18 protein-coding genes are annotated in these 22131 nt (G+C 63.4%); 14 read left to right on the forward strand and 4 right to left on the reverse strand.

All coding sequences use genetic code 11. The features are described 5' to 3' along the window. The first annotated feature begins 1 nt into the window (after position 1). Complete coding sequence (locus tag STHERM_RS10780; RefSeq protein ID WP_013314925.1) at positions 2-1228, forward strand: sodium ion-translocating decarboxylase subunit beta; 1227 nt, start codon at positions 2-4, stop codon at positions 1226-1228. Between the two features lie 68 nt (positions 1229-1296). Here the strand turns inward: STHERM_RS10780 and STHERM_RS10785 are convergent, their stop codons facing one another. Both STHERM_RS10785 and STHERM_RS10790 read right to left on the reverse strand, forming a co-directional pair. Next, entirely contained in the window at positions 1297-1728 is a 432-nt protein-coding gene (locus STHERM_RS10785) for a PilZ domain-containing protein (RefSeq protein WP_237223283.1), read from the reverse strand. Positions 1729-1843: 115 nt separating this feature from the next. After that, positions 1844-3808 carry a phosphoenolpyruvate carboxykinase (GTP) gene (locus tag STHERM_RS10790; protein ID WP_013314927.1) on the reverse strand — a complete coding sequence of 655 codons (1965 nt, stop codon included), beginning with the start codon at positions 3806-3808 and terminating at the stop codon, positions 1844-1846. Positions 3809-4011: 203 nt separating this feature from the next. Here STHERM_RS10790 and metF point away from each other — a divergent pair, with 203 nt between their 5' ends. Beyond that, entirely contained in the window at positions 4012-4896 is an 885-nt protein-coding gene (metF, locus tag STHERM_RS10795; RefSeq protein ID WP_013314928.1) for a methylenetetrahydrofolate reductase [NAD(P)H], read from the forward strand. Between the two features lie 38 nt (positions 4897-4934). Next, positions 4935-5651, forward strand: coding sequence for a hypothetical protein (locus STHERM_RS10800; RefSeq protein WP_041623642.1), 717 nt, complete (start codon positions 4935-4937; stop codon positions 5649-5651). On the opposite strand, the gene STHERM_RS10805 is transcribed toward STHERM_RS10800, so the two are convergent. After that, the gene (locus STHERM_RS10805; protein WP_013314930.1) at positions 5642-7009 is read right to left on the reverse strand and encodes an MFS transporter; all 1368 of its coding nucleotides are present in this window, start codon (positions 7007-7009) and stop codon (positions 5642-5644) included. The genes STHERM_RS10800 and STHERM_RS10805 overlap by 10 nt on opposite strands. A gap of 160 nt (positions 7010-7169) precedes the next feature. Here STHERM_RS10805 and STHERM_RS10810 point away from each other — a divergent pair, with 160 nt between their 5' ends. From STHERM_RS10810 to STHERM_RS10850, 8 genes are all read left to right on the forward strand, one after another. Continuing rightward, positions 7170-8447 carry a TetR/AcrR family transcriptional regulator gene (locus tag STHERM_RS10810; protein ID WP_013314931.1) on the forward strand — a complete coding sequence of 426 codons (1278 nt, stop codon included), beginning with the start codon at positions 7170-7172 and terminating at the stop codon, positions 8445-8447. Next, complete coding sequence (locus STHERM_RS10815; protein ID WP_013314932.1) at positions 8444-9859, forward strand: TolC family protein; 1416 nt, start codon at positions 8444-8446, stop codon at positions 9857-9859. The genes STHERM_RS10810 and STHERM_RS10815 overlap by 4 nt, the downstream gene beginning before the upstream one ends. After that, positions 9856-10785 carry an efflux RND transporter periplasmic adaptor subunit gene (locus STHERM_RS10820; RefSeq protein WP_013314933.1) on the forward strand — a complete coding sequence of 310 codons (930 nt, stop codon included), beginning with the start codon at positions 9856-9858 and terminating at the stop codon, positions 10783-10785. The genes STHERM_RS10815 and STHERM_RS10820 overlap by 4 nt, the downstream gene beginning before the upstream one ends. Positions 10786-10795: 10 nt before the next feature. After that, positions 10796-13987: an efflux RND transporter permease subunit gene (locus STHERM_RS10825; RefSeq protein WP_013314934.1), complete on the forward strand. Its 3192-nt coding sequence runs from the start codon at positions 10796-10798 to the stop codon at positions 13985-13987. Continuing rightward, positions 13984-14274, forward strand: a complete 291-nt coding sequence (locus STHERM_RS10830; protein ID WP_013314935.1) for a PG0541 family transporter-associated protein — start codon at positions 13984-13986, stop codon at positions 14272-14274. Before STHERM_RS10825 ends, STHERM_RS10830 begins: the two co-directional genes overlap by 4 nt. Before the next feature lie 101 nt (positions 14275-14375). Beyond that, positions 14376-16397, forward strand: coding sequence for a peptidase U32 family protein (locus tag STHERM_RS12695; protein ID WP_013314936.1), 2022 nt, complete (start codon positions 14376-14378; stop codon positions 16395-16397). A gap of 88 nt (positions 16398-16485) precedes the next feature. Beyond that, positions 16486-17478 (forward strand): alpha/beta hydrolase, encoded by a 993-nt coding sequence (locus tag STHERM_RS10845; protein WP_013314937.1) that lies wholly within the window; start codon positions 16486-16488, stop codon positions 17476-17478. A gap of 15 nt (positions 17479-17493) precedes the next feature. Beyond that, complete coding sequence (locus STHERM_RS10850; protein ID WP_013314938.1) at positions 17494-18555, forward strand: methyltransferase domain-containing protein; 1062 nt, start codon at positions 17494-17496, stop codon at positions 18553-18555. A 2-nt stretch (positions 18556-18557) separates the two neighbouring features. Here STHERM_RS10850 and STHERM_RS10855 read toward each other — a convergent pair whose 3' ends face one another. Further along, positions 18558-19142, reverse strand: coding sequence for an SAM-dependent methyltransferase (locus STHERM_RS10855; RefSeq protein ID WP_013314939.1), 585 nt, complete (start codon positions 19140-19142; stop codon positions 18558-18560). 80 nt (positions 19143-19222) lie between these two features. On the opposite strand from STHERM_RS10855, the gene STHERM_RS10860 reads away from it, so the two are divergent. The 3 genes from STHERM_RS10860 (at position 19223) to STHERM_RS10870 (ending at position 22130) form a co-directional block, all read left to right on the forward strand. Then, entirely contained in the window at positions 19223-19864 is a 642-nt protein-coding gene (locus tag STHERM_RS10860; RefSeq protein ID WP_013314940.1) for a rhomboid family intramembrane serine protease, read from the forward strand. After that, positions 19848-20519, forward strand: coding sequence for a hypothetical protein (locus tag STHERM_RS10865; protein ID WP_013314941.1), 672 nt, complete (start codon positions 19848-19850; stop codon positions 20517-20519). Before STHERM_RS10860 ends, STHERM_RS10865 begins: the two co-directional genes overlap by 17 nt. A gap of 66 nt (positions 20520-20585) precedes the next feature. After that, complete coding sequence (locus tag STHERM_RS10870; protein WP_013314942.1) at positions 20586-22130, forward strand: phenylalanine--tRNA ligase subunit alpha; 1545 nt, start codon at positions 20586-20588, stop codon at positions 22128-22130. The last annotated feature ends 1 nt before the right edge of the window (position 22131 follow it).

Consider the following 22131-nt stretch of genomic DNA (forward strand, 5'->3'; position numbering starts at 1 on the left):
CATGTCATTGTGGGATGGACTCAAAGAACTGTGGATGACCACCGGTCTCTACGGATTCCTCCAGCCGGGCGGCTGGGGGAACTTCCTCATGATCCTCGTGGGGCTCGTCCTCCTCTACCTCGCGATAAAGAAGGAGTTCGAACCCCTCCTCCTGGTGCCCATCGGGTTCGGCGCCATCCTGGCGAACATTCCATTCGCTGAGATCGCGGCCCACACCGAACTCCACGGAGTGATCGGTGAAGGGTTCATGCGCCTCGAAGAGGTGAAGACCGGGCTCATCGGCTTCTTCTACGACGCGGGTGTCACGAGCGGGGTCTTCCCCCTCATCATCTTCATGGGAGTGGGGGCCATGACCGACTTCGGACCGCTCCTCGCCAATCCCCGCACCCTGCTCTTGGGTGCCGCGGCCCAGTTCGGGATCTTCGGCGCCCTCTTCGGGGCCCTCGTACTCGGCAAGTACGTGCCGGGTATCAACTTCGACCTCTATGCCGCAGGCGCCATCGGCATCATCGGAGGCGCCGACGGGCCCACCTCCATCTACGTGGCTTCCCGGCTCAAGCCCGAACTCCTCGGAGCCGTGGCCGTGGCGGCCTACTCCTACATGGCCCTCGTGCCCATCATCCAGCCGCCCATCATGAAGCTCCTCACCACCAAGGAGGAGCGCCGCATCAAGATGGAGCAGCTCCGCCACGTCACCAAGACCGAGCGCATCGTGTTCCCGCTCGCCACGCTGGGCCTGTGCATCCTCCTCCTGCCCAGTGCCACCCCGCTCCTCGGGGCCCTCATGTTCGGCAACCTCGCACGTGAGTGCGGAGTGGTGAATCGGCTCTGGGACACCATGCAGAACGCCCTCATCAACATCGTCACCATCATGCTGGGCCTCGCCGTGGGGTCGAAGATGGAGGCCGACAAGTTCCTCAACCTTGAGACCCTGGGCGTGCTCGTCCTGGGTGCATTGGCCTTCTCGCTCGGCACCGCGGCCGGCGTGCTCCTAGGCAAGCTCATGAACGCCTTCTCAAAGAAGCACCCCGTCAACCCCCTCATCGGGGCTGCCGGGGTCTCCGCCGTACCCATGGCGGCCCGCGTGGCCAACAGGGTGGGCCAGCAGGAGAACCCGCACAACTTCCTCCTCATGCACGCCATGGGGCCGAACGTGGCAGGGGTGATAGGCTCCGCCGTGGCGGCCGGCGTGCTCCTCGCCGTCGTCCCGGTGATGGCTGGCGGCTGATCCCCGCAGGACACAGACCACACGAGAAGAGGCCCGCGTTGCGGGCCTCTTTCTTCAAGCGCCCTCGCTCACTCCCCGGAGCCCTGCCGTTCCCCGTGGGAAGCCTTTCCCGAGAGATGCGCCTCTATGAAAGAGGAAAGCTCGTGGAAGAAGAGAGGAGAGACGTCGATGAAGGCGAAACCCGCCCGTCTCACCACGTCGCCCTCGGGCTCGTGGCCCCAGACGAGGCGGGCGAAACAGTAGAGAGGCTCCTCCCGTCCCGGGAGGTGTATCTCGAGCCGCACCTTCCTCTTGCCGGTGAGGAGCTGATGGAACGCGTGTCTGTCGATGTGGATCACGTCCGCGAGCCCCACCCCGCCCAGGCTGACGTCCCGCGTCCGCACGTAGACGGGATGGTGCACAGCGGCGGGGTCGTCTTCCTTCCAGTGTGCGAGTTCGTATCCCACCTTCAACTCGAGAGACACCCTGGGGAATCTCCGGCGTTCTCTCCCATCGGCCACGCGCGCCTCCTCTGACATCCTCTTCCTACGTTCAAGTATACACCGAATACCACGGGAGTGCAAAAAAAGAGAGGACGTCGCCCGGCGACGTCCTCCTGCCTTCACATGAAGGGAATCAGCCCTGAGCGAGCTGCTCGGGCTTCACGACAGGACCGAACTTCTCCTTGAGGGCGAGAAGCCCCTTCTCCTGTTCGTCGTACACCTGGAAGAGTCTCTTGGGGATACCCTGATCCTTGCCGTACGCCTCCCGCTGGAGGTTGATCCGGGCCAGGATGTTGTCGATGTAGAGGGAGAAGTGCATCTCGTAGAGCTCGTAGGGGTATTCCTTGTCGATCTTCTCCTTGAAGAGCTTCTTGAGGTCCTCGTACTTCGGGATATACCCTATGGGCGTCTCGATGGCCTCCACGTCCCCGTTGGCGAAGAGCTCGAGCCAACCGAGCCATACCTTCACGTCACGCTTCTCACCGAGGAGGCCCTTACCCTTACCGCCCCTCGCCTCGTGGGTGAGGAAGTAGTTGAGTCCCGCGATGATCGGCCTTCCCTTCTCCGAGAACTTCTTGGAGTTGAAGAAGCGGAACTGGGCCTCCATGTAGTCACCGAGGGGCCCGGGGATGAACGGCTCGTTGGCCCACGGCTGTCTCCGCACGCCGGTCACGCCGATCTCGGTGGCCGTGGCGGCCGAGACGATGGACGCCCCGATCACCACTCCCTCGTCGGGCGTGCGGGCGACCCAGATGGGAGGCATGGTGTCGCTGTCACGGCCGGAGTAGGTGATCACCTTGACGGGAACCCCGGCGGGATCCTCGGCGAGTTTCGTGTTGTGGTTCTCGATGGCCTCACAGAGGAGGGTCACGCGGGCATTCGGGTGTGAAGGCGGAATGGGCTTCCCGTTCTCGTCGGTCTTCCCCTTCCACCACTCGCCCTGGAAGTTGCGGCCGCGCTCGGGAAGCTCCTCCCCGCACCCCGTCCAGAAGGGCTTCTTGTGCTCGTCGATGAGCACGTTCGACCAGATCACCTCAGCCCCCTCATGCCGAAGGACCTTCATGAGGTGCGGATCACCTTCCCAGTTCACGTCCTCGACGATGCCGAAGATTCCCTTCTCGGGGTTCACTGCGCGGAGCGTCCCGTCCTTCTCGATCCACATCTGGGCGAGGTCGTCCCCGATGAACTCGTCACCGGCCATGGCCGTGGTGGTCTTGCCGCATCCGGAGGGCGCGGCACCCGCGAAGTAGGTCACCCTGCCGCCAGGCCCCTTCACCCCGGTGATGAACATGTGCTCGGAGAGCTCCTCCTCGACCTTGTAGTAGGTGGAGTAGTCCACCGCGAACCGGTGGTTGCCTTTCTTGAGGAGCAGGGTGTTCCCCGCATACGTACAGAACGTGGAGAAGGTCGTGAACCAGCTCCTGTCCATGAAGATGCGCGCATTGGGAACGTCCTCAGGCCTGTTGGGTCCCTGCGAGTGGACATTGGTGAAGAAGATCCCCTTCCGCGCCACCTCTGCATCGAACTGCTCGTAGCAGTTCCTGTAGAGGAGCTCCGCCGAGTGGAAGACGTAGGACGAGCTCGAGATTTCGATGGCCGGAATGGCGGCCTGTGCCCCGACCGGGCCCCTGTCGAAGAACCCGATCATCATGGTCATCCCCTTCATGATACCCTTCATGTACTTCTGCACGTACTCGAGGGCCTCCTGTCGGGGGATGGAACGGGCGAGGGCGCTCGTCTTCTCACCCTCGTTCACGATGTAGAAGGTCTGCTTCACCAGACGTGCCTGGTCCTGGGGGAGATCGAAGTGCACCGTGTGCCTCGGGAGGGCCAGCGGCTCCTCCTCTCCCCACTCGAGCGACCACTTCCGGATGGTATCCACGTCCTCCGCGGACCCGGTGTCTATGAAGACATAGTCCGGCTCGCACATGGCGATCGCATTGGCGATCTTGAGGCGGGCTTCTTCGTTCTTTATCCTCTCGAGCTTCGCGAGGTTCTGGGCATCGAGGTTCTTCTTGAAGACCGCCTCCGCCTCGGAGAGGGTTTTCACCCCACCCACCTCGGAGAGGATATCGAGACCTTTCTTGAGCTCTAACATATACGACGACTCCTTCCCTGGGTTTTCGGCCGAAGGGCCTCACTAAATAAACTAAAATTATCCAAAAGAGTCAATATACATGCAAAAACAGGGGGGACGATGCATAAATATGCAATTCCAGAGGGCATGACATGAGGCCGCCAGATGCGTTATGCTAGGACACCCGATCGTGCCGACCATGGAGAGAGGAGCGGGATGCCGCTATGGTAAGAGACCTGTTTCGACAAGGACGAACCCTCTTCAGCTTCGAGTTCTTTCCCCCAAAAACATCCTCGGGATGGGAGAGCCTGTTCGCCACGGTGAGGGAGCTCGCCCTCCTCGAACCGGACTTCATGAGCGTGACCTACGGGGCGGGCGGCTCCAGCCGGGAGAAGACGCACGAACTCGTGGTGCGCATCCGCCAAGAACTGGGAGTGGAGGTGGTGGCCCACCTCACCTGCGTCGGAAGCACGGAGGAGGAGATCGTCCGCATCCTCGAGGCCTACGACCGTGAGGGGATCCACAACATCCTCGCCCTGCGGGGTGACATTCCCCCTTCGCTCGCACATCACCCGAATCCATTCGGCGTCTTTCCCCACGCCGTCGACCTCGTACGGTTCATAAAGGCCCGCTTTCCCCACATGTGCGTGGGCGCGGCCGCCTTCCCCGAGGGGCATCCCGAGACGCCCAACAGACTCAAAGAGATGGAACACCTCAAACACAAGGTGGACGCCGGGGTGGACTTCCTCGTCACCCAGCTGTTCTTCGACAACAGGGACTACTACGACTTCTGCGAACGTTGCGAACTCGCGGGGATCAGAGTGCCGGTGATAGCCGGGATCATGCCCATCACCACGCGCAAGAACATGGAGCGCATGGCCGAACTCGCGGCAGGCATGCACTATCCGGCACGACTCCTCAGGGCCCTCTCCAGGGTGACCGACGACGAGGGCTTCTTCCACGTGGGGGTCCACTGGGCCGCCGAACAGATCCGCGACCTCCTCGACCACCGGGTCCCCGGCATACACCTCTACACCCTCAACACCTCGCGTGCGGTGAAGGCCATATGCGAGACCCTGGGCATACACCACCTCCCCCAACTCGGCTGACGCTTCCGCTTTCGTGGGAAACCCGTTAGACTCTCCATATGATCCGGGAAGAGGAGGAAAGGCTCATACGCAAGGTCCTCACGACCGGGCGATACACCCTCTCGGAACTCAAGGCCCTCTACCGCATCCTCTCCAAGTTCACGCATCCCGACATGACGGGGGGAGACGGGGAGCGATTCATCCGCCTCAAAGAGGCCTACGAGGCGGCCCTCAGGCGCAAGGCCCCGGACAGAAAGGGCCCGATCTTCCTCGAAGATCGCACCCCTGAAGAGGTGGTGAGGGAGTGCGGCTACACCGGCGAGATCGACCCCCGGCTCGGGCTCTACCTGTCTCTCTACCGGTACCTCACCTTGGGCCTCCACTCCTACAGGATACGCCACAACCCCGCCCTTCATGGGCGAAACGAGCGGGTCCTCAGGGCCATACGTCACTGGGCGAGCGTCTACGACCCCTCGTTCCTCTCGACCTTCGAGGCCTTGATGATGGAGTACCTCCCAGGTATCACCACCATGAAGCACCTTCGTTGGTACCTCTCGGGGAGGAAGAGCTTCTTCACCGCCCTCCGGCTCTTCCTCAAGTACCAGGAGACGGGGAGGACGTCCACCGGGAGAGCGGCGCGTGACCGGAGCCTCTGGGTGATCACCATGGGCGGGCGCATCCCCAGCCTCGACCCCTATGTCCGCATGAGCAGGTGGCTCTTGGACGAACTGGCGAAACCCCCTCTCCAGTTCGGGAGTGAAGGGCCTCACATGTGAGAGGGACTGCGCTCCTCCACCATCTTGAGGATCTTCTCGTAGAACTCCCTCGTGATGGGGTAGAAGAGGAAGACGAGCACCCCGACCACGAAGAGGACCGCGGGGAGGGGGCCCACAAGGAGCGAGATCCCGAGAAGGGCCTCGGGCGGCTGGACCTGGGGCACGCCCTCGGCGGAAGGCGGCACGTAGTGGAAGAGCGAGAGGATCCACCCCGAGAGGGCGAGGGCGAGCGCCTGTCCCACCTTGCTCATGAAGGTCCACATGCCGTAGAAGAGCCCCTCCCGCCGGATGCCGTTCTTGGCGTAGTCGTACTCCACGATGTCGGGGAGCACGGCGTAGGGGATCACGTACTGGGTGGAAAACCCGAAACCTCCGAGCACGATGAAGACGTATGCGGCAGGAAGCCCCAGGCTCCTCCCCAGAAACACGAATGCGAGAACCGCGCCTGCGAAGACGAGCATCCCGGTGTTCCAGGCGAACCGCTTGCCGGCCCGCTTCGACACCCAGACCCAGAAGGGCACGGAGAGGAGGGCCGTGAGGAGGAGGACGAAGAGCGTGATCTGGAAGGCGGAGGTGTCCCCCACGAGATAGGTGAAGTAGTACACGAGGGCGCTCTGGATGATGGTGACCCCCATGATGTGCAGCGTCCACGTGGCGAGGGCGAGGCGAAAACTCCGTAAGGAGAGGACCCCTGCATAGGCACGCAGGATCTGCACCTGGGGCGGTCTCTGGCGGGGAGGCGACTCCCTCACCGTGAAGACCGTCACGAACGCCGAGAGGAGCATGATGAGTCCCAACACCCCACCCATGAACGGCCAGCCCACCCGGTAGTCGGAGAAGAGCCCCACCAGGGGAAGGACGAGGAGGGCCCCGGAGAAGGTACCCAGTATGGCGAAGACGTTCCGGTAGGCATTGAGCACGGTACGTTCGTGATAGTCCACCGTGAGTTCCGGGGCGAGGGCGCTGTAGGGGATGTTCACCATGGTGTACGCCGTGCTGAGGACGCAGAAGAGTACGCTGTACCAGAGGAACGTGAGGACGTCGCTCGAGAAGCGGAGGGGGAAGAACATGATGATCATGAAGACGAAGAGGAAGAGGGCGCCGTAGAGCATGTAGGGTCTGCGGCGTCCCATGGGAGAGACCGTCCTGTCCGAGAGGTACCCCACTATGGGATCGGAGACCGCATCCCAGGCCTTCCCGATGAGGAGGGCCGTACCTGCGAGGGCAGGGGAAAGCTTCACCACATCGGTGAGATAGTAGAGGAGGAAGAACCCCACCATGGTGAAGAAGAGATTGCCGCCGAGATCGCAGACCCCGTACCCCAGCTTCGTCGTCCGTGAAAGTCCCCGCTGCATCATGTCTACACTATACCTCAGCCTGCGCCGGAGTGCAATCAGTATTCGACCGACGGCCGACGAATTCGTACCGATCCCCTCCCTGCTTCCCTTGACGGCCGGGTTGACTTTTAGTAGTATAATTACCGACTAGACGTCAACAAAACCACAGAGAGTACACGGGATGACCTGTGAGGACATCATACGGGCCGCCCTCAGGGGATGGGCCAAGAACCGTTTCCAGCGTCTCACGCTCATCAGCGTGGCCGAGGAACTGGGGGTGACCAAACAGGCCCTCTACCGATACTTTCCTTCAAAGGAATCCCTCATGGACGGTATCCTCGAATATGCGAGGGCGGTCAACCTCACGCTGGTGGAGGACCTGAACAGGATCTCCTCTCTCCCCTTCCACGAAGGGCTTTCCTTCCACCTCTCCCGCCTCCTCCTCGATTTCAAGAGGCATGCCGACCTTTATCTCTTCCTCTATCCCCCCCAGAAGGTCCTCTTCCGGGATCGATTCAAGGCCTTCTACCGTGAGGTGGAGGAGCACGGCCTCACCATCACCCGAACCCTCTTCTCCCGACCGGGTGCGCCCGATATCCCCGAGCGTCTCCTCCCCGCCGTGCACTCGTTCATCGGCACCACCTTCCTCTTCCTCCTCCTCAAGGACATGCCGAGGCCCCAAGAAGATCCGCGGGAATCCTTCACGACCTTCCTCTCCAACCTGGACCTGGAGAAGAAGGTGAGGGCCGTCACGGAGGTGATCGTGCATGGAACCGTGAGAGGTTCCTTCGCCCTGCCCGATGTCGAACGAGTGCGGACGATCGCCCGGGTGGAGGAATCCGAGGTCCCCCACTTCGACCGGATCCTCTCCGCCGCCGAAAAGGTGATACACGAAAAGGGGATCGCCAATACCACCTTGGACGACATCGCCCACGAGATCGGGGTGACGAGGGCGACCCTCTACTCCTACTTCAAGAACAAGCGCGATCTCGTGGTGTCCACCATACTGAGACAGATCACCGGGTTCTTCGATCCCCTCTTTCCGAGGCTTGCGGTGTGCACCTCGATCGAGGAAAAGGTCCTGTGCTACATCCTCTATGCGGCCGAGTATTCCCATGTCCACAAGCGGCTCTTCTCCGTCACCAACTGGCTCAGGATCAACTCCCCCCTCCGACCCCTCAGGGACGCGCGGGCGTGGGAGCAGATCGGCCGCTATCTCGAACGCTTCGCCCTCCTCTTCTCCCCCCTCCCCCTCAGGGAGGGGCTGAGGCCCGCGGAGATGCTCCCTTTCCTCCACGTCCTCACCGGCTCCCTCATGCAGGAGGAACCCCTCATACGCCCCTCGGAGGCCCTCCTCGTCTGGGCGTACTTCCTCGAAGGGCTCAGGGGAATCGAACGTCATGCGGAGCAGATTTCCGCACACGAGAAAGACACCGACCACGAACGGAGGTTACCATGAGGCTGCACAGCAAGAGAGTCCTCTGCGTACTGCTCTATGCGGTACTCGCCGTCCCCCTCTGGCCGGAGGAGACCCTCGTCCTCACCCTCGAAGACGCGGTCTCCCAGGCCTTGGCCAACAACCTGTCGATACGAAGGACCCGACTCGACCTTGAGAGCAGGAAGCTCACGAGGGATACGGTCTTCAACCAGTTCTACCCCCGCATCACGGCGGGCGTCACGCTGAGCAGGCTCCACGAGGCGCCCGGCACGGTGACCGGGCTGATCCCCGATCCCACCTCGGAGATTGCCCCGGGATCAGGTATATACGAGAGGGTCCTCTCTTTCGAGCAGGAGCTCCCCCACACCTGGACACTCTCCACCAGCCTCCAGGCGAGCCTCACCCTCACCTTCCAGCTCGTGGGAGGCATCGAACTCGCCTTCAAGGACTACGAGCGGGGGCTCGTGACCCTCGAGAAGGTGCAGAAACAGGTGGAGCGCGACGTGCGCAAGGCCTTCTACCAGCTCATACTGAGCAGGGAGCAACTCTCCATCATGGAGGAGAGCCTCAAGGCCTCCGAGGCCCGCTATCGGCAGACCGAACGGCTCTTCCAGAACGGGCTCGTGGATCGCCAGACCCTCCTCTCGGCCAGGGTGGCATGGGAGTCCATGAAACCTCAGATTGCCCAGCTCTCCATGGCCTACGAGAACGCCCTCCTCAACTTCAAGATGCTCCTCGGCATGGATCTGGAACGCCCCGTGGTCCTGGAAGGGGAGATCACCACCCCGGCACTCTCGCCCACATCCATCGATCTCGCCCGTTTCTCCCTCGACAGGAGTCCCGAGATCCAGGAACTCGCGAAGGCCCTCCAGATGCAACGCATCCAACGGGAGATCACCACCTCTTCCCGCCTCCCGGTCCTCACCTTCACCGTCACCGCGGATCCCACCTTCCAGGGCGATCCGTTCGCGGATCCCTGGTTCGAGGACGTGGACACCATGTGGACCCAGCGCTCTGGGATGTTCGGGGTGACGCTCACCATACCGGTCGACCCCTGGATACCGGCCTCCCAGACATGGGTGAACCTGTCGAACCAGGAGAGGAGTCTCGAGGCCATGGAGCTGCAACTGGAAGAGGCCTTGCGCGCCACCTACCTCAGGGCGAGGTCCCTCCTCGACTCCATCCGGACGGCGCAGGAGAACCTCAAGGCCCATGAGGCCAACCTCGAGCTCGCCCGCACCTCGTACCAGCTCGCGGAAGAGGCGTATGGATCGGGCCTCAAGGACCTCGTGGCGGTGATGGACGCCGAGACCCAGCTCCGTCAGGCGCAGTTCTCTGTGCTGTCGGACAGGATACAGATCCTCACCAACCTCATCGACCTTTCCTACACCTTGAACGTACCTTTCGAGACTCTCATAGGAGGACAGGAATGAGACGACTCATACTCCTCACCACCGGCGTGCTCCTTCTTCTCGCTGCGTGCATGCCGACGACCCCCACCCCCCAGGCCGCATCCCAGGAACAGGAACCGGTCTTCGCCGTGGCCACCACCACCGCGGTCTCGGGTTCGCTCTACGACTATCTCGATCTTTCGGGCGACGTGGAACCGGCCTCCACTGTGGAGGCCTATGCCGACACCGCAGGCAAGCTCACCCGCCTCTACGTGGACGTCGGGGACCGGGTCCAGAAGGGCCAGGTCATCGCAGAGGTGGACCCATCCCGCCCCGGCGTGGAGTTCGTTCCCAGCCCGGTGCGGGCCCCCATCTCGGGGACGGTGGTCTCGCTCCCTCTCCACATAGGGAGTACCGTGGTGCAGAGCCTCGCCGTGGCGAGGATATCCGATCTCACGGACCTCGAGATCGTGGCATCCGTACCCGAACGCTTCATCGGCAGGATGCAGCAGGGTGCGCGGGCCATCGTCACCTTCGCCGCCTATCCAGGCGAGACATTCGAGGCCGTGCTCACCGAGACGAGCCCGGTGGTGGACCGAAACACGCGCTCCCTCGAGATACGGCTCTCTTTCACCTCTCGAGACCCGAGGATAAAGCCCGGCATGTTCGCCCAGTTCAAGCTCATCACCGAGGAGCGGCGGAAGACCGTGAAGATACCTGAAGAGGCCCTCCTCTCCAGGGACGGGAGCACCTTCGTGTTCGTGGTGCAACGCACCGGCGAGGAGGCGCGCGTCGAACGGAGGGAAGTGGTACCCGGTATCCGCATCTCGGGCAAGGCGGAGATCCTGGAGGGCCTTTCTGCCGGCGAGGAAGTCGTGGTGGAGGGCCAGTCCTTCCTCGACGACGGGGTGAAGGTACAGGTGGTGAAGCAGGTGCCACCCCTTCCGGTGGAAGATCGCGTGGAATAGGGAGGTACACATGTCGCTCACACGAACGGTCGTGGGAAGGCCCACCACCATCGCCATCGTCTTCGCGCTCCTCGTGGGATTCGGCCTCTATACGATCACCAACATCGCCATAGACCTGTATCCCGAAATCACCCCCCCGGTGCTCGTGGTCTCCACCTCGTACGCGGGAGCGGGACCCGAGGAGGTGGAGAAGGTGATCACCCGTCCTCTCGAGAGCGTGCTCAGCAACGTGACGAACCTCAAACGCATCACCTCCACCTCGAGCGAGGGCTCGAGCATGCTCATCCTCGAGTTCACCTACGGCACCGACATGGCCGAGGCTGCCAACTCGGTGAGGGACAACCTGGAGTTCGTGAAGGACGCCCTCCCCGAGGAGGCGGGCACGCCCATGATCTTCAAGTTCAATCCCTCCATCATCCCCATCCTCAGACTCACGGTGGAAGGGAACCGGAGCCAGGAGGAGCTCCGGAAACTCGCCGAGGATTACATCGCCCCACGGCTCGAACAGACCGAAGGGGTGGCCATGGCGAGCGTGAGCGGAGGGCGCATCCCCGTGGTGCGCGTGGACGTGCACCTCGACAGGCTCGAGGCCTATGGGATCACCCTCACCCAGATCGCCACCATGCTCAGGACCCAGAACGTCCAGCTCGCCGGGGGAAGGATGACGGAGAATCGGATCAACTACCTCATCCGTACCGCGGGTGAGTTCCACACCATCGAGGAGATCTCCCGAGCCGTGGTGGGGTACAAGACCGGTCAACCCTCGGGAGGGATGCCCCGCGTGGTCCCGGTACTCCTCCGCGACGTGGCGGACGTGTCCATGGGCTACCGGACCACCGACACCATGGTCTTCGTGAACGGAAAGCCGAGCGTCTCTATCTCCGTGCTCAAGCAGAGCGGAACCAACTCGGTACAGGTGGCCGACAGGGCGAAGGAGCGCATCGCGGAGATCCAGCGGGACCTCCCCCGTGACGTGAAGATCACGATCACCCGCGACACCACCGAGAGCATCAGGGCGGCCCTGAGCCAGGTCTCCTCCTCGGCCGTCAACGGGGCCATCCTCGCCATGCTCGTACTCTTCCTCTTCCTTCGGAGTGTGAAACCCACGCTCATCGTGGGGCTCGCCATTCCCATTTCCGTAGTAATCGCCCTCGCGGCCCTCTACTTCGCCGGGATCACCCTCAACCTCATGACCCTCACCGGCCTCGCCCTGGGGATAGGGATGCTCGTCGACAACTCGATCGTGATCCTGGAGAACATCTTCCGCTACCGTGAGAAGGGGGCCAAGCCCCACATCTCCGCGATCCTCGGCACCCAGGAGATGATCACCGCCATCACGGCCTCCACCCTCACCACGGTGGCGGTCTTCCTTCCCATTGCCATCTTCCAGAGCGAGCTCGAAACCATAGGGGAGCTCTTCGCGGATCTCGCCTTCACCGTGGTGATCTCGCTCCTCTCCTCGCTCGCCGTGGCCCTCCTTTTGGTGCCGGTACTCTCGAGCCACTACCTCCCGCTCACCACCAGGAAGGAGAAACCGCTCCGGGGCATCCTCAAAGGCCTGGACGGGATCCTCGCACGGTTCTTCTCCTGGCTCGAGGAGGTCTACGGCAGGGGACTCTCCTGGACCCTCCGCCACAGGAAGACGACGATCCTCGCCGTCCTCGCACTCTTCGTCCTCGCCGCAGTCCAGATCCCGAGGGTGGGCTTCGAATACCTCCCGGAACAGGAGGCGGACAGCGTGACCGTGCAGGTGGAACTTCCGCTCGGGACCTCGGTGGAGGTGACCCGCGAGGTGCTCGAACAGCTCCAGGAAATAGTGAAATCCGAAGTGAAAGGCTACCAGGACATCATGCTCACGGCCGGCGAGGCTGCGTTCTTCGGACTGGGAGGCACGAGCACACACCGCGGGAGTCTCACCATCACGCTCCCCGAATACAGCAAGCGCATCGATTCGGCGGAGGTGATCGAACAGAAGCTGCGCGCCCACTTCAAGGACTTCCCGAACGTCTCGTTCAGCTTCTCCTCGGGAAATCAGGGAGGCATGGGTGGGTCCGCCTCTCCCATCGACATCCTGGTGAAGACAGACGACTATGCCTTGGGCAAGGAGATGGCCTACCGGATACGCGATCTCCTCGCAGAGGAGGTGCCCGAGGCCACCGAGCCACGGGTCGACCTCCAGGAAGGGCTCCCTCAGGTGGAGGTGATCATCGACCGCGAACGGGCCTACGCCATGGGACTCAACGTCTACCAGATAGGACAGGAGATAGAGGCGGCCATCGACGGGATCACGGCCTCCAGGTTCAGGGAAGGGGGATCCGAGTACGACATCCTCGTCTCCCTCAGGGAGGAGGACAAGGAGAAGATCAGGGACCTCGAGCGTATCTTCCTCACCGACAGCAGGGGCAACCGGATCCCGCTCTCCAGCGTGGCGAACTTCAGGACGTCCACGGGGCCCACGAGCATACAGCGTGAGGACCAGACACGCACCATCCACGTGCTCGCAGGGCTGGCTCCCGGGGCCACGATCGACAAGGTGGAACCGAAGATCCGCGCCCTCATCGCCGAGCGTATCCCCCAGGGCGAGGGGGTGGTGATCGAGTTCTCGGGAGACTACCAGGAGCTCATCGAGTACGGGACCAAGTTCGTCCTCATCCTCCTCGTGGCCGTCTTCCTCGTGTTCGGAATCATGGCGAGTCAGTTCGAGTCGTTCCTCGATCCGTTCATCATCCTCTTCACCATCCCGCTCTCCCTCATCGGGATCGTGGGGATCTACCTCCTCACCGGGGAGATCTTCAGCCTCTTCACCGCGGTGGGGCTCGTGATCCTCGCGGGGATCGTGGTGAACAACGGGATCGTCCTGGTGGACTACACGAACCTCCTGAGGAAGCGGAACCTGCCCCTCTTCGATGCGTGCGTGGAGGCGGGAAAGAACAGGCTCAGGCCGGTGCTCATGACCACCCTCACCACGGTCCTGGGCCTCACCCCCCTCGCCTTCACCCGGGGTGAGGGGATGAGTCTCATCCAGCCCATCGCCCAGACCGTGGTCGGCGGACTCTCGGTCTCCACCCTCTTCACGCTCTTCCTCATTCCGGTGATCTACTCGATCTTCAACCAATTCTCGGAAAGGCGCATGAAGCGGCGGCGTGAACGCGAGGCGTCACGACGGGCCGCGATCATCACAGGCGGGGAGGTACAGCAGTGAGACGGATAGAGATCATCGCCAACCACTCGGTCGAGGAGGACCTCTTCGACCTGTTCGAGGAACGGGGCATAGGTCGGCACTACACCCTCATCCCCCAGGTCCAGGGTTCGGGGACCTCGGGTCCGAGGAAAGGCGATCACATCTGGCCTGAGACGAACTTCGTGCTCGTCGTCTACGCGGACGAGGAGGAGGCGGCGAAGATACGGCAGGCGGTGGCTGATCTGAAGAAGGTCTTTCCCGACGAGGGGATCAAACTGTTCGAGATGCCCTGTACGTTTCAGGAATGATACCCCGTACGCTGCCATGCCACGCCCCGGCGGTCCGCCGGGGCCTTTTCGTGCTGGAAAGGGGAGGAGGGGTTCTGGTATGGTAGAGAAAGGGGGCATGTATGCATGGTCACGAGAGGAGACCCGAGATACTCGCCCCCGCGGGGAGCTTCGCCGCGGGAATCCATGCGCTCGAGGCAGGGGTGGATGCCCTCTACGTGGGGCTGCCGCGTTTCTCGGCCCGGGCCTTCGCGAGGAACGTGGACATGGATGGGCTCTCGCGACTCCTCGGGGCTGCGAGGGTGCGGGGGGCACGGGTCTACGTGGCCCTCAACACCCTGCTCATGGACGAGGAACTCCCCGAGGTGTGCCGCATCCTCGAGGTGCTCTCACTCATGGGGATAGACGGGCTCATCGTACAGGATCTCGGGCTCATCCGGATCGTGCGTGAGCGGTTCCCCCGGCTCGAGCTCCACGCATCCACCCAGATGGGGATCCACAACCCGGATGGGGCGCGGGTCCTGCGGGATCTGGGGGCGCGGCGGGTGATACTCGCACGGGAGCTGGAGCTTAGGGAGATCGCCCGGATCGTGGAGGAGGTGCCCGAGCTGGAGTACGAGGTGTTCGTGCACGGGGCGATGTGCTACAGCGTCTCGGGGATGTGCCTGGCCTCGGGGCTGCTCCTGGGACGGTCGGGGAACAGGGGGGTGTGCGCCCAGGTGTGCAGGACGTGGCAGGAGGGGCCGAGGGGCGAGGGGTACTACTTCTCCATGCGGGATCTCGCCCTGGGGGAGCGGGTGAGGGAGCTGGTAAGGGTGGGGGTGCGGGCGCTCAAGATAGAGGGGAGGATGAAGTCCCCTGCGTACGTCCGCGCGGTGGTCGGGTGGTATCGCGCCCTGCTCGAGGGGAGGGGGGCGGAGGGGATGGAGGAGGAGGTGCGGGCGGCGTTCGCACGGCCGTGGTGCGGGGGGCACCTGGAGGGGCACGAGGGGTTGGTGGAGGAGGGGTACGCGGGGCACGTGGGGGTGGAGGCGGGACGGGTGGTGGGGGCGGGTGAGGGGTGGGTGGAGGTGGCGCTGGAGCGGGAGGTGGGGGTGCGGGACGGGGTGGGGGTGCTGCTGGAGGGGAGAGGGGTGAGGAAGGAAGGGGTGTGGTGGGGGGTGGAGCGCCTGGAGGTGGGAGGGCGTGCCCGCACGACGGCCCGGGCAGGCGAGCGCGCCCGCATCCCGGCCCCCCGCCCCGTCCCGCCGGGCACCCCCCTTCTCCTCGCGAGCCGCCACGACGCCACCCTCCCCGAACCCTCCCCCGCCTCCTTCCCCCCTTCCCCCCTCCACATCCCCCTCACCCTCCACCTCACCCCCACCACCCTCACCCTCACCGCCCGACTCCCCCTCCGCACCCTCACCCGCACCTACCCCATCACCCTCTCCCCCGCCCACACCCCCCACACCACCCTCACCCTCCTCCGCACCCTCCTCGCCTCCTACGCACCCCCCACCGCACCCCCTTCACCACCGACCTCACCCTCACCCCCGACCCCAACCTCACCCTCCCCCTCTCTCACATCTTCATCCCCGCCTCCGAGCTCAAAGCCATCCGCAGGGACTTCTTCTCCGCACTGGAAGACCTCCTCACACAGCCCGTCTCCCTCCCCCTCGATCCACCCACCCTCCCCACCCCTCCCCTCCGTCACACCCTCTCCCCCCAAGGCCCCCTCCCCTTCCCCACACGCCTCACCACCCTCACCCCCTCCATGCTCCCCACCCTCACCCTCCCCTCCCTTCCCCATCCCCTCACCGTCCTCCCCCTCCCCCCCACCACCTTCTCCGACCAGGAAGGACTCCCCGAACTCCTCGACCTCATCGACCGGCACCCGGACACCAGATTTCTCATCGGCCTCAACAACCCCGCCCACATCCTCTGGGCCCGCACCCTCCACGAACACCACCCCGACCGCACCTTCTTCTTCGTCGACTACCTCCTCTACTGCGCGAACCGGGCCGCCCTCACCCTCCTCGCCGCCCACATCCCCTCCCTCCTCTTCGCCTACCCATGGATCGAAAACCCGCGCCACCGCTCCCTCTACCACGACTTCACCCCACCCATCTTCATCTCCCGGGTCCGCCACAGCCCCCCCTCCATGACCCTCACCCAGAACCACCGCACCCTCACCCTCCTCCACAAAGACGGCATCACCTACACCGTCGCACGCCCCCTCTGGGAGACCACCCCATGAGGCCAGCCATCCCCCTCCTCCTCACCATCCTCCTCACCTCCTGCGCCACCATCAACCCCACCCACGACGAGACCCTCCCTCTCAGGACCACCCTCTCCCGCCTCCTCCCACCCCTGAGTCCCCTCTCCACCCCCCCAGGAGAAGGCCCCCTCGGGGACTATGCCCGTACCACCCTCATCCCCGAAGACTATCCCGACACTACCTACCTCCTCGGCACCATCCCCGCCGGCCACCACACCCTCTGCGTCCACCTCTTCCGCCACCACACCCACAGTCGCGGCACCGTGCTCGTACTCCACGGCTACGCCACCGACTCCTCGCTCTACGGAGCCCTCGCCCGCACGCTCATCGAAGAGGAATGGGACGTGGTCCTCATCGATCTCCCAGGTCACGGCCTCTCCACGGGCGAACGAGGTGGGGCGTGGCCCGACTTCTCGATCTACGGAGACACCGTCCAGCATACCCTCAACGCCCTTTCACCCCACCTCCGCCGCCCCCTCACCGCCATAGGCCACAGCACCGGCGCCCTCGCCCTCATCGACCACACCACACACTACCCCTCCCCCTTCATCCGCCTCGTCCTCTTCGCCCCACTCATCCATACCAGGGCCTACTCCCTCCTCGCCACCGCCCACACCCTCACGAGCCCCTTCGTCCGACACGTGAGAGCCCTCTCCCGCACCCCGCTCGGCCTCCGCATCTTCCCCCTCTCCTGGTTCGAAGGGCTCAAGACATGGGAAGCGAGCACCCGTCTCATCCCCCGCATCCCCGCCCCTCCCACCCTCCTCATCCTCGCAGGAGAGGACACCGTGGTGGACAACACGTACAACCGCACCTTCCTTCAGGAACGACTCCCCGTCCTCTACACCGCCCTGGTACCCACCGCCGACCACTTCGAACTCGACTCAGGCGCCCCCCACCCCGCAGTCCTCTCCCTCATCACCCGATTTCTCCGGAACACGACCCTTCACCCCCCGTCCGGTTTATGATATCCTCCCTCCTACGTGTTCATCCTCACCACACACCCCGGCCTCGAAGACATAGTGGAAGCCGAGCTTACCCGCACACTCACGGCCCGCGGACTCCCCGCGGGAAAACGCATCAGAAAACCCTTTGGCCTCAAAGGCAACGTCCTGTACCACCACCCCGACCCCGAAGACCACGCCATCCCCGTCCTCTCCTCCCTCCACTCCATCTACCACATCAAACGCTACCACACCCACCTCGAAGTACCGGAAGGACGCGACATCCTCGGGTTCATCCAGGAGGCCCTCACCACCCTCTCCTTCCCCCACCTCGAGGAGGCCTCCTCGTTCCGCATCCTCTCGGAACGGGTGGGAGACCACCCCTTCACCCACATGGACATCGAACGCGCCGCGGGGGAAATCCTCCACACCACCTATCGCTGCCCGGTGAACCTCACCTCCCCGGAGGTCACCATCTGCGTCGACCTCTACGATCGCCACGTACTCGTAGGAGAACTCCTCAGCAGACCCCGCTTCTACACGAGGTATGAGAAACCCTACCACCCCAGAGTGAGCCTCAAACCGCCTCTCGCCTATGGACTCCTCCACCTCTCGGGGATCTTCAACGACCCCGGCCCGCTCCTCGACCCCTTCTGTGGAGCCGGCACCATCCTCCTCGAGGCCGCCGATCTGCTTCCCGAGGGACTCCCCATCTGCGGCCTCGACATCTCCTGGCGCGCCTTCTCAGGGACCGCCCGAAACCTCGAGGCGGAAGGCTTCGAGCGGAAGGTCCGCCTCGTCCTGGGAGACGCGAGACGACTCTCCTCCTACTTTCCGCCTGAATCCTTCCAGTACATCGTCACCGATCCACCCTTCGGCGTAAAGCTCGGCCGGCGGCTCGACTTCGAGGATCTCTTCAGTGCCTTCCTTGAAGAAGCCTCCCTCGTCCTCAAGCCCGGAGGCACCATGGTCTTCCTCACCATGCACTGGCGCATCATCTCCCGCCTTCTCGGAGACCGCGAGGATCTCGTGGTGATCCACAGACGCCGCGTCGAGGAGTCCACCCTGCGGCCGCACATGGTCGTCCTGAGGAAAACGTAGACTCATGAACGCCTCCCCACCCCCACCACGAACACCTCGAAGGACTGCCTCCTCGTCGCCCGAGGCCTGACGAAATAGGCCCTCTCCCACCCCTCACGTACGGCCCTGAAGATCTCCTGGGCGCCACTCCCCTGGAAGAGCTTCGCCACCAGATTGCCTCCCGGGACAAGCCAGCGTCCGGCCAGGGAGAGTATCCCCTCCACCAGGGCCTCGGACCGGGCCGTATCGAGCCCCCTGTTACCGCTCGTCGAGGGCGCGGCATCGCTCACGATCACCTGGAACGGAGCGTGGACATCGACCCTCTCCTGCACCTCGTCGGACGTGAAATCGCCCTGATAGAAGACGAGCCTCTCGTGGGAGCCGATCACGAGGGGAAGGAGGTCCACCGCCACCACGAGCCCCTTCTCCCCCACACACGAGAGGAGATACTTGCTCCAGCTCCCCGGCGCGGCTCCCAGATCCAGGACCCTGTCCCCCGGGCTCACGATCCGGTACTTCTGTTGAATCTCCATCAGCTTGTAGACCGAACGGGCCGGATACCCCTCCCGTTTCGCCTTCCTGGTATAGTAGTCGTCGTCCCACTTCATGTACCTATTCTCTCAAGGAGGGGACCGTCTGCCAACAGGGGATCATTGACCAAGCGGAACTCTCTCCGTACATTTGAGGCATGAATCTCCTCTCACACCTCAGGAAACCCTTCCGGTACGAGTTCCTCAACGTCACGCTCTACCTCATAGGGACCAACCTCCTCGTCTTCTTCCTCACCTACCTCAACCGGGGCCTCCTCTACTACATGGCCCTCAACCCGCTCTACCTCCTGAAGGGCGGCATGGTATGGCAACTCGTCTCCTACATGTTCGCCCATGCCTCGTTCAACCACATCCTCTTCAACATGCTGGGCCTCTTCTTCTTCGGCCTCCAGGTGGAACGGGAAATGGGAAGCCGGGAGTTCCTCCTCTTCTACTTCTTCACCGGCATCTTCGCCGGCCTGGTCTCCCTCCTGGTCTACTGGCTCAGCGGGGCCTACGGCGTCTTCCTGCTAGGGGCGTCCGGCGTGGTCTACGGCGTGCTCCTCGCCTTCGCCACCTTCTATCCACGCGCCCGCATCTTCCTCTTCGGGATCTTCCCCGTACCGGCGCCCTACCTCGTCATAGGCTACACCGCGATCGAACTCCTCGCCCAGTTCGGGGCCCAGGACAACGTGGCGCACCTCACCCACCTCGCCGGATTCGCCGGGGCCTACCTCTACCTGGTGCTCAGACTGGGGATAAGCCCCTTCAGGGTGTTCAGGAATGAGTACTTTTCGTAGGGACATCCTTGTCGCAGTCTCCCTCGCCTGCGCCCTCACCCTCGGGGCGGACGAGGTGTTCCTCCAAGGGGTCTTTTCCATCCGCCTCAGTCCCCTCGTCCCGCTCGAGACGAACTCGGCATCCCCTTCGGAAGAGGAGATCGCCACCCTCCTCCTCGAAGAGGCACGCTGGATCTTCTCCGGCATGATCTTCGGGTTCTCCTACTCCTACACCCCCCTCGACCGCACCCGCCGGGTGGAAGAAGAGTTCACCCTTCAACCCCTCGCCGAGATACCGTGGGGCGATCCGGGCCTCAGGGTCCTCCAGACATGGGTGGAGGACCACACCTTCTACGCCAACATATCCTACACCCTCAGGGAAGACCTCACCCACTGGTACCGCACCTGGCAGAGCGCCAAAGTGGAGACATCCGAGGGCGAGGGTCTCACTTCCGCACTCGAGGGCTACACAGCCCGGAAAAAGGCAGTGGAAGAGGCGGTGAAACAAGCCATCAGGGAGTACGCCCGGGCCCGCATCTTCAACAAACCCATGACCCTCACCGGCAAGGTGGCCCTCGCCGAACCACCCCGTCTCACCTTCTCCGGAGACCGCTACAGGGCCCACGTGCGGACCTTTCTCACCCTGGAACACGTGGAACCCTACACGCTCTTTTGACAAGCCTTGACCTCTCTCCCGATAGGGAGTAACAATAGGGCAATCTCTCACACCTGGAGACCAGCAATGGCGATCGATGTACACCAGCTCCATCCCCTCGAAGTGAAGGTCCTCCTGTCCTTCAGCCCCGGGACCCCCCTCACCCACACCATCCTGGAGGAGAAGCTGGGATTCAATATCGGCCAGTCCAACCAGGCCTTCAGCTGGCTCCTCGCAAAGGGGCTCGTGGAGGAACACGAACGGGCCACCCGCACGTATTACGAGCTCACCCCGTTGGGAGAGGAGTACGCCGAAAGGGGGACGCCCGAAGCACGCATCCTCTCGCTCCTTGAGGAAGCGGGACCGCTTCCCCTCCCCGAGATCGCCTCGAGGCTCGACCTCGAACAGAAGGAAGTGGGCACCGCCTTCGGCCAGATGAAGAAGGACGGCCTCCTCGCCATGGACGAGGAGAAACGCGTGGTCATCGCGGACCCCTCCGCCACGGGGAGGATCGAAGGGGTGCGGAACCTCATCCGGAAGGCCAAGGAGAAAGGAGGAAGCCTCTCCGAAGAAGAGCTCTCGGACGAGGAGCGCACCCTCGTTCAGACCATAAGCCGCAAACGGGGTGCCGGATCCGAACCCTTCAAGGTGGTGGAGCGGGAACAGGTCTCCTACGTCCTCACCCGCGAAGCCGCAGACGTGGCGCAGGAGCTTGCAAAAGCCGGCTTCACCGGAGAGGAACTGGGCGCCGTCACCCCGGAGATGCTCAAGACCGGCGCATGGAAAGCCAAGCGGTTCAGGCCCTACAACATTCAGATCCCGCCGAAACGGCTCCTCATCGGACGCACCAATGCCTACTGTGACTACCTCGCATGGGTGAAGGACAAGATGGTGGCACTCGGATTCGAGGAATTCGACGGTCCTCTGGTGGAGACCGAGTTCTGGAACTCCGACGCCCTCTTCATGCCCCAATTCCACTCCGCGCGCGACATCCACGACGTGTACTACATCGAAGAACCGCAGTACGCAAAGGAGATCCCCGAGCCCTATCTCTCGAGGGTGGCCGCCACCCATGAGCACGGGTGGGAGACCGGAAGCCGTGGCTGGGAGTACACCTTCGACCGCACCTTCACCCGAAGACTCATCCTCAGGAGCCAGGGAACGGTGCTCTCGGCCAAACAGCTCCCCAAGGCGAAAGTCCCGGGCAAGTACTTCGGGATCGTCCGCTGCTTCCGGCACGACCAGGTGGATGCCACCCACCTCTCCGACTTCTACCAGACCGAGGGCATCGTCCTGGGCGAGGAGGTGAACCTGCGCAACCTCCTGGGTCTCCTCAAGATGTTCGCCGAGGAGGTCGCGGGCGCCACCGAGGTGAAATACGTGCCTGGGTACTTCCCCTTCACCGAACCATCGGTCGAGGTGCACATAAAGCACCCGGTCCTGGGATGGTTCGAGCTCGGAGGTTCGGGCATCTTCAGACCCGAGGTCACCAAACCCCTCGGGATAGAGGTACCGGTCCTCGCCTGGGGTCTCGGAATAGACCGCATGGCCCTCATGCACCTCGGACTCAACGACCTGCGCGACCTTTTCACCTACGACATCGAGGCAGCACGACTCAGGAGGAGGAGCTGAT

The sequence above is a fragment of the Spirochaeta thermophila DSM 6192 genome (assembly GCF_000147075.1).
Lineage (GTDB): Bacteria > Spirochaetota > Spirochaetia > Winmispirales > Winmispiraceae > Winmispira > Winmispira thermophila_A.